This window comes from Dapis brunnea BLCC-M229 (assembly GCF_050015995.1).
In the GTDB taxonomy this organism is placed as follows: domain Bacteria; phylum Cyanobacteriota; class Cyanobacteriia; order Cyanobacteriales; family Microcoleaceae; genus Trichodesmium.
Genome location: NZ_JBNHEP010000220.1, coordinates 21975 through 29497, shown reverse-complemented (window position 1 = coordinate 29497; position 7523 = coordinate 21975). Strand labels below are relative to the sequence as shown.

Sequence of the window (7523 nt, the reverse complement as noted above, 5' to 3'; positions counted from 1 at the left end):
AGATGGAGAGACTATTGCTTCTGCAAGTCGTGACAAAACAGTGAAGTTGTGGAACTGTCAGGGTCAATTATTGCATACTTTCACCGGCCATGAGAGTTTGGTCAATGGTGTAGCATTTAGTCAAGATGGAGAGACTATTGCTTCTGCAAGTCGTGACAAAACAGTGAAGTTGTGGAACCGTCAGGGTCAATTATTGCACACTCTCACCGGCCATGAGGATTCGGTCAATGGTGTAGCATTTAGTCCGGATGGAGAGACAATTGCAACTGCCAGTGCTGACAAAACAGTGAAGTTGTGGAACCGTCAGGGTCAATTATTACAGACTCTCAACGGCCATGAGCATTGGGTCAATGGTGTAGCATTTAGTCCGGATGGAGAGACAATTGCAACTGCCAGTGCTGACAAAACAGTGAAGTTGTGGAACCGTCAGGGGAAATTATTGCAGACTCTCACCGGCCATGAAGATTTTGTCAATGGTGTAGCATTTAGTCCCGATGGAGAGACTATTGCTTCTGCAAGTGGTGACAATACAGTGAAATTGTGGAATGTTTGGAAGTTCGATCACCTCCATGAGTGGGCTTGCAACTGGATGCGCGACTACCTAGAAAATAACCCTACTGTCAGTGAAAGCGATAGACGTTTGTGTGATGGTGTTGGCGGTGGGAAGTCAGAAGTAAGTAGGGACAGGTTTAACCAAAATCCTTGAGAAATTAGGCATTTATTCTTCAAAACCACCCCTACCAGCGCGTCTAGCTTGAAAATGTGGGTAAGGATCGAGCAAATGAAGACCTCTCCCCCAACCCCTCTCCTGCAAGGAGAGGGGAGAATCTTTTCCCCCTTCCCTGGTAGGGAAGGGGGTTGGGGGGTTAGGTTTTTTATCCACGACTTTAGCCTAGACACGCTACTACGAGCTTCTTTAATTCTAATATTCACTTAACCAATTCATCACATCATCCAGAGAAGTAAAATCCAACTGAGCATCTGCAAGTTCATCCAACTTAGAAATAGATAAACTCCGAATTTTAGCTTCTATTTCTTCAGGAATATTTCCCAAACAATGAGTCAGAAAAAGGATAATTATTTTAGCTATTCCCTGTTTTAAACCCCGTTCAAAACCTGTCTGAAAAATATCTTTATAAATTACAGATTCTTTCATTTGTTAAGCTTACTATTCAAGTAAAAAAGGAATTTGAATCAGAATCTTAAACTCTCCAGTCATTAAATTCCTCAAAACTCAGATTGACAAAACTACTAATTAATTCTCAGATTCACTTAACCAATTAATCAAATCCTCCAGAGAAGTAAAATCAAATTGAGCGATCGCCAATTCATTCAACTGAGAAATAGATAAACTCTGAATTTTAGCTTCTATTTCCTCAGAAACATTTCCAAATCTGTGAGTTATTAATATGATAATAACTGTAGCTTCTCCCTTTTGTTCGCCCTGTTCTAAACCCTGTTCTAAACCTATTTGCAAACCACGTTGTTCACCACGTTGTTCACCAATTTGTTCTCCTTTCTGAAGAATATCTTGATAAATTACAGACTCTTTCATTATTTCCTCCCTCAAAAGTTGACGAATTAAATTTTTATCAAACCTTAAACCTCCTAGTATTTCCGCAGCAGCAGAAATATTTCTTTGTCGATCTGGCTCTTCTATTCTACCAATTCTTTCTGCTACTTCTGACAATAAAGCTGTCGGAGTTTCACTACGAGTTAAAGTTGCTAATGGCAATAAAGCATTATCGGCAAGAAAAGGAGCCGACTCCTCCTCCCAAAGTCGAATTACTCGATAAGAATGCCGAGTCTTTTGTCTTTCAAATTTATCTTGAGAAGCTAATTCTGAATCAGTTTCTTTTAACAATATAACCACTTGCTCAATATCACACCAATATTTCCCATAAAGCAACGTCCAATATTTTAGCATTCGATAGGGTATTGGTGGGTCAGAGTAAGGCAAAGTTTGAAATTCCAGATGCAGAATTTTCCGATCTATTTGTAGCAGAATCAAAGCATCAGACCGAATAGGTTCAGGAATAATTTCTGTTTTAATTACTTCCACGTTAGTAGGGTTAATTCCCAGTAACCAACGGACAAAATTCGGAGCATAAGTTTCTGCTAAATATTTACAAGTATTATCGTAAGCCAAAGCAATTTCAGTTATCAGTTATCAGTTATCAGTTATCAGTTTCTTAACCTGAAATCTTACAGCAGATTTCGGACAAATGAGGTACAAATTTGGATAGTAAAATTATTGTAGTGCGGGCATCTTGCCCGCGATAGGTCTACCTCATAACAATGGAAAGTGCTGTATGCTGGAAATTATAAATAATTTCTGTTTTAATTACTAGCAGATTAGTATAGTTAATTCCTAGTAACCAGCAGACAAAATTATCTAGAATAATTTGAAAGTTTCAATCAATCAAAGTAGGATATTTACTCATAAAATCTAAGAGGATTTTTTGATGAAATTCACCAAGCGATCGCTCCATTCCTGCATTCTCAGAATAAGCTTTACCTGCCTTAATTTCTGCTGGAGTTAATAACCCCATATCCCAGCCTTCTCCCAAAACTAAATCTTTTAATTCCACAGTTAAGGGAGCAGAAAATACATGACGAACAACATTAGTGTCATAGTAAATACCAAACTCGGAAACTATGTCAGGTGTATAACTTATTTCTTCAGCTAATTCTCGTTTTACAGCCTCCTCCGGTTTTTCTCCTGTTTCTATATGACCTCCAAAAAAAGCCCATTTACCAGGGTGAGCAATACCAGGAATATCATCTCGTAATTGTAGGAGAAATTTCCCTTCTCGGTAAAGAATAGCGATCGCCACATGAGGTAAATTATTGTTGTTCATCATTATCTTCTTCTATTCGTTCTAGTTCCTCTATATAAAAATCTCCAACATCCTGATTACCTAATTCTGAAACAACAATACTTTGATAACGTATTTTTCCTTTAATTGTTATTTCTGTTCCTATCTTTGGTAATTCTGCAGTAGTAAATATCCAAATACTCCCCGTATTATCTGTTAATTCATAAGCGCCTGTTTCTATAAATGGAGCACGGCTTTCTACAGTACCTTTTAAATATACTTGATTATCAATTTTACCTTTTGTTTGAATTTGATCGATTCGACTTACATTGAGATTTAATTTAATAGCTGTTTGTGTAATTTGACTGCAACTAATTAGTCCTGTCACCAAAAACATCATCAGAATAATTCTAAATTTATCAAACAATGAATTTAATAAAGCAGAATTAAGCAGCAAAAACCAAGACGAAAATCTATGGAATATTTGCATGTAATTCATTTCCAAAGCTTTTTTAGTGGGCGATCTAGTTATCATCAAAACTTTTTTCCCTATTGATAATTTACATAATATTTTTCTGGTTATTACTATAGCAATTACAAATTGATTATTCCGAACAATTTATTAATATTTAAAATTCACATCAAAATCTTTTCAATTCTCACTTCTGAAGTCTTGTTTTATCAAAAAGCTAACATAAGAATATTACCACACAAATAAGATGATTTTGTTGCTCCATAATACCAAGAAAAGATTCAATTCTATTTGAATACTAAAAATTAAACATTATTTTTATTTATTTAAAACATCACAAAATCTACCTTTATATACTGAGAACCATACTATTATTATCCTGTTAACAAGATAATTCATTAATTTCAAATCAAAAATTGAAATAAATAATTTTATCTAGAAGTCATTAGATACAGCTTTTAAAATTAAAAATCAAACAGGAAATAGCAATGACAAATAAATTAGACGGTAAAGGTCTGGCCAAAAAGATCAAAGCTGAACTCCAACAAAAAGTTCAGTCTCTACAAAGTCAAATTGGTCGTCCTCCAGGTTTAGCAGTATTAATGGTAGGAGATAACCCTGCTAGTGCAGTATATGTCCGTAACAAAGAAAAATCCTGCGCCAAAGTAGGTATTGCCTCCTTCGGGAAACATTTTCCAGCTCAAACATCTCAAGCGGAACTAACCCAAGTAATTCAACAATTAAACCAAGACCCACAAGTAGACGGTATTCTTGTACAGTTACCCTTACCAGAACATTTAGACTCTACCTCATTACTCTATCAAATTGACCCTAGCAAAGATGTAGATGGACTCCATCCCATGAATCTTGGACAACTACTCCGTGGTGAAAAGGGTTTACGCAGTTGTACTCCCGCAGGAGTTATGCGCTTGCTACAGGAATATAATATTGAATTACAAGGAAAACAGGCAGTTGTACTAGGGCGAAGCATTTTAGTGGGCAAACCGATGGCATTAATGTTATTGGAGGCCAATAGTACAGTAACAATTGCCCATTCCCGGTCTCAAAATTTAGAGGTCATAACCAGGAATGCAGATATTCTTGTCGCAGCAGTGGGTAAACCAAACATGATTACTGCTGAGATGGTGAAACCAGGAGCAGTAGTTATAGATGTAGGAATTAACCGGGTTGTAGATGAAGCAGGTAATAGTCGATTAGTGGGAGATGTTCAATTTGACTCTGTGGAAGAGATAGCAGAATATATTACTCCTGTACCTGGTGGAATTGGCCCGATGACTGTAGCGATGTTATTACAGAATACCGTAGAAAGTTGGAGCACTTCGATCAGATAATTCGACTGACTAACACCTTGAGCAAGGCATAAATGCTTAATATACTGTAGCGCTATAGTTTTAACATATCTATAGAGTTTTGCTATAAATTTACTGCAAGTTATATTTCAATTAAGTCTGTAATCAACAGTAAAGTTATCAAAAACTTCTTGCCTCCTGCCTTATCATAACGATGACCTGATTCAAGATAATTTCCTTTCTACTTTTTTTCTTGCTCTTTATTCATACTCCTAAAGTTATGGTAAAAAGTAAGTAACAAATAATTCTGTCTTCACCTACTCCCTACTCCCTATTCCCTATTCCCTATTCCCTTAAATAAATTTTTAGGATTGAAACCAATAAAGTGTATAATCTATGGTGCTAATGCCAAAGACTGGCCACCAGATTAATCCCATGCTCCCTCAATTTCAAATAGATACAACTTTTGACCTATCTACATATTTAGCAGAGCGAAAAGCTCTAGTTGAAAAAGCTCTTGACAGTTCTATCAGCGTAGTCTACCCAGAAAAAATCTATGAGGCAATGCGCTATTCTCTATTAGCAGGTGGTAAACGTTTACGTCCAATTCTTTGTTTGGCGACCTGTGAATTAGCAGGTGGAAATATAGAAATGGCAATGCCCACCGCCTGTGCATTAGAGATGATCCACACCATGTCGTTAATCCATGATGATTTACCCGCAATGGATAACGATGACTATCGCCGAGGTAAGTTGACCAATCATAAAGTTTATGGTGAAGATATTGCAATTCTTGCAGGAGATGGTTTATTAAGTTATGCCTTTGAGTTTGTAGCTACTCAAACTAAAGATGTACTACCACAACAAGTTCTACAAGTCATTGCTCGGTTGGGAAAAGCGGTCGGAGCAGCAGGGTTAGTTGGAGGCCAAGTAGTGGACTTAGCTTCCGAGGGTCTCTCACAGGTATCTGAAAAAACCCTACATTTTATCCATACTCATAAAACAGGCGCTCTTTTAGAAGCTTGTGTAGTTTGTGGTGCTCTACTTGCGAGTGCATCTCAAACTAATGTACAGAAACTTTCCCGCTATGCTCAAAATATTGGTTTGGCTTTTCAAATAGTTGATGATATTCTCGATATTACTGCTACTACAGAAGAGCTAGGAAAAACTGCTGGAAAGGATCTTGATGCTCAAAAAGCAACGTATCCAGCAATTTGGGGATTAGAAAAATCTCGGTGTCAAGCTCAAATACTGGTTCAGAATGCCAAAGCAGAGTTAGAAATTTTTGGAGAAAAGGCATTGCCACTAATAGCTTTAGCAGATTTTATTATCAGCCGCAGTAACTAGGGGTGCAATATGCAGAATATTGGCGAAATAATGGACAATTACGTTCTATGGGTTGCTCTCCTGGCTTGTATCATGGCTCAATTTTTGAAGATAGTAGTAGAGTTAGTTCAACATCACAAGATTAATTTACAAGCTTTATTTACGAGTGGGGGAATGCCTAGTGCCCATTCTGCATTTGTAGCAGCATTGGCAGTAGGAGTAGGTCAAACAAAGGGTTGGGCTAGTCCAGAGTTTGCCCTTGCTTTAGTTTTTGCAATTATTGTGATGTATGATGCAGCAGGAGTTCGTCAAGCAGCCGGATTACAAGCTCGAATTCTTAATCAAATTATAGATGAATTATTCCAGGAAGACCATCATCTTAATCAAGACCGTCTCAAAGAGTTGTTAGGTCATACTCCTGTACAGGTCATAGCAGGTTTTTGTCTGGGAGTAGTTGTATCTTGGCTCGCTAGTTTCAGTTATTAATTAGTTAATTTAATTCTAGGACTAATTAATGTGACCCTACTACTATCTACAACAAAAGCTAAAAATCCACGATCGCTTAAGTTGAACATACTATTTGTCGCAGCTCGACGTCTCTGTGTATAGGTTACTAATAAAAAAGGTTTTTGACCATAAGCAGCTAAACCGACATTACGCCCTAAACTTCTTTCCAACTGTAAAGCTATTTCTGGTTGATTATTATAATCAACTAAAACAGCATAACCACTACCTAAAGGTTGAGGATTAAAGCCTATTTCTGGAGGGGCAGGTAAAGGGCCATCAGGCACTTGTGTTTCCTCACTGGGTCTAACTACATAGGCACGCAACCCTACAATATCTTGAATATATCTTGCCCAATCACTAGCCACATCTTTGTCATCAAAGCCTCGGATACTGCTAACAGTCTGGTCAATGTAGCTACAGACATCTATTGTAATATCTGGTGGCAGACTACGACGAACTATATCTTGATTTGCAGGTGTCTCTGTAACTATGACTAATAAATATTCATCACTGGCAGGAGATTGACAATCTTCAATGGCAATAGCATATTTTTCCTCAATTGTCAAAAATGACAAGAATAAAAAAGTTGAGGCTATCAAACTTTTTAGCCTCCCCAACCAAGATTTATTCAGTTGCAGTTGAGTATTAGTCATTGGGAAAAAATGGTTAATAGTCAAGTAAGCATTCAGATCTTAGCTCTCAGCTCTCAGCTCTCAGCTTTTAAAAGTAATAACTAATAAGGTTAGCTGATGACCAATTTCATTCATAACTCTTAAATTCTCCTTGGAGACTAATTTTTCATAAATTTGACAATGTGACAATAAGTTAATAACCCATAGCTGTTTCGCTACGCGACATGAAAAACATAGTTCCGACCCAGGAGGCTAGCTAATAGCAGACGGCTGAATGCTTACATAGTTAAGGAGGCTATTTTGCCTATTCTCTAATTAGGGAGTAGTTAGGAGAAATGGGAATTATAGAGGAGGTAGTCGGAAGAATTCTCCGTTGATTTTTCTGCCCTTATCTGTCCAAAATGCTAACTTTTTGTAGCTTATAGCAACCTAAAAGCTGGCAATTTTTTCGACAAAA

General features: G+C 37.2%; 9 protein-coding genes. 4 read left to right on the top strand and 5 right to left on the bottom strand.

Features of this window, described 5'->3' with window-relative positions; all coding sequences use genetic code 11:
* The coding region (locus ACP6PM_RS24390; protein ID WP_426589240.1) for a WD40 repeat domain-containing protein at nt 1-706 on the top strand (706 nt) is incomplete at its 5' end.
* Between the two features lie 216 nt (nt 707-922).
* Here ACP6PM_RS24390 and ACP6PM_RS24385 read toward each other — a convergent pair.
* From ACP6PM_RS24385 to ACP6PM_RS24370, 4 genes are all read right to left on the bottom strand, one after another.
* The gene (locus ACP6PM_RS24385) at nt 923-1156 is read right to left on the bottom strand and encodes a DUF4351 domain-containing protein (RefSeq protein ID WP_426589239.1); all 234 of its coding nucleotides are present in this window, start codon (nt 1154-1156) and stop codon (nt 923-925) included.
* Nucleotides 1157-1255: 99 nt separating this feature from the next.
* Complete coding sequence (locus tag ACP6PM_RS24380) at nt 1256-2149, bottom strand: Rpn family recombination-promoting nuclease/putative transposase (protein ID WP_426589237.1); 894 nt, start codon at nt 2147-2149, stop codon at nt 1256-1258.
* A 265-nt stretch (nt 2150-2414) separates the two neighbouring features.
* Entirely contained in the window at nt 2415-2864 is a 450-nt protein-coding gene (locus ACP6PM_RS24375) for an NUDIX hydrolase (RefSeq protein WP_426589236.1), read from the bottom strand.
* Nucleotides 2848-3318: a hypothetical protein gene (locus ACP6PM_RS24370; protein ID WP_426589234.1), complete on the bottom strand. Its 471-nt coding sequence runs from the start codon at nt 3316-3318 to the stop codon at nt 2848-2850. The genes ACP6PM_RS24375 and ACP6PM_RS24370 overlap by 17 nt, the downstream gene beginning before the upstream one ends.
* Nucleotides 3319-3779: 461 nt before the next feature.
* On the opposite strand from ACP6PM_RS24370, the gene folD reads away from it, so the two are divergent.
* The 3 genes from folD to ACP6PM_RS24355 all read left to right on the top strand — a co-directional run bounded on the left by folD (nt 3780) and on the right by ACP6PM_RS24355 (nt 6413).
* Complete coding sequence (gene folD / locus ACP6PM_RS24365) at nt 3780-4643, top strand: bifunctional methylenetetrahydrofolate dehydrogenase/methenyltetrahydrofolate cyclohydrolase FolD (protein ID WP_426589232.1); 864 nt, start codon at nt 3780-3782, stop codon at nt 4641-4643.
* A gap of 354 nt (nt 4644-4997) precedes the next feature.
* Nucleotides 4998-5948, top strand: coding sequence for a geranylgeranyl diphosphate synthase CrtE (gene crtE / locus ACP6PM_RS24360; RefSeq protein ID WP_426589230.1), 951 nt, complete (start codon nt 4998-5000; stop codon nt 5946-5948).
* A 9-nt stretch (nt 5949-5957) separates the two neighbouring features.
* Nucleotides 5958-6413, top strand: a complete 456-nt coding sequence (locus tag ACP6PM_RS24355; RefSeq protein WP_293107028.1) for a divergent PAP2 family protein — start codon at nt 5958-5960, stop codon at nt 6411-6413.
* Here the strand turns inward: ACP6PM_RS24355 and ACP6PM_RS24350 are convergent.
* Nucleotides 6410-7087: a hypothetical protein gene (locus ACP6PM_RS24350; RefSeq protein WP_426589228.1), complete on the bottom strand. Its 678-nt coding sequence runs from the start codon at nt 7085-7087 to the stop codon at nt 6410-6412. The genes ACP6PM_RS24355 and ACP6PM_RS24350 overlap by 4 nt on opposite strands.
* Nucleotides 7088-7523 lie beyond the last annotated feature (436 nt).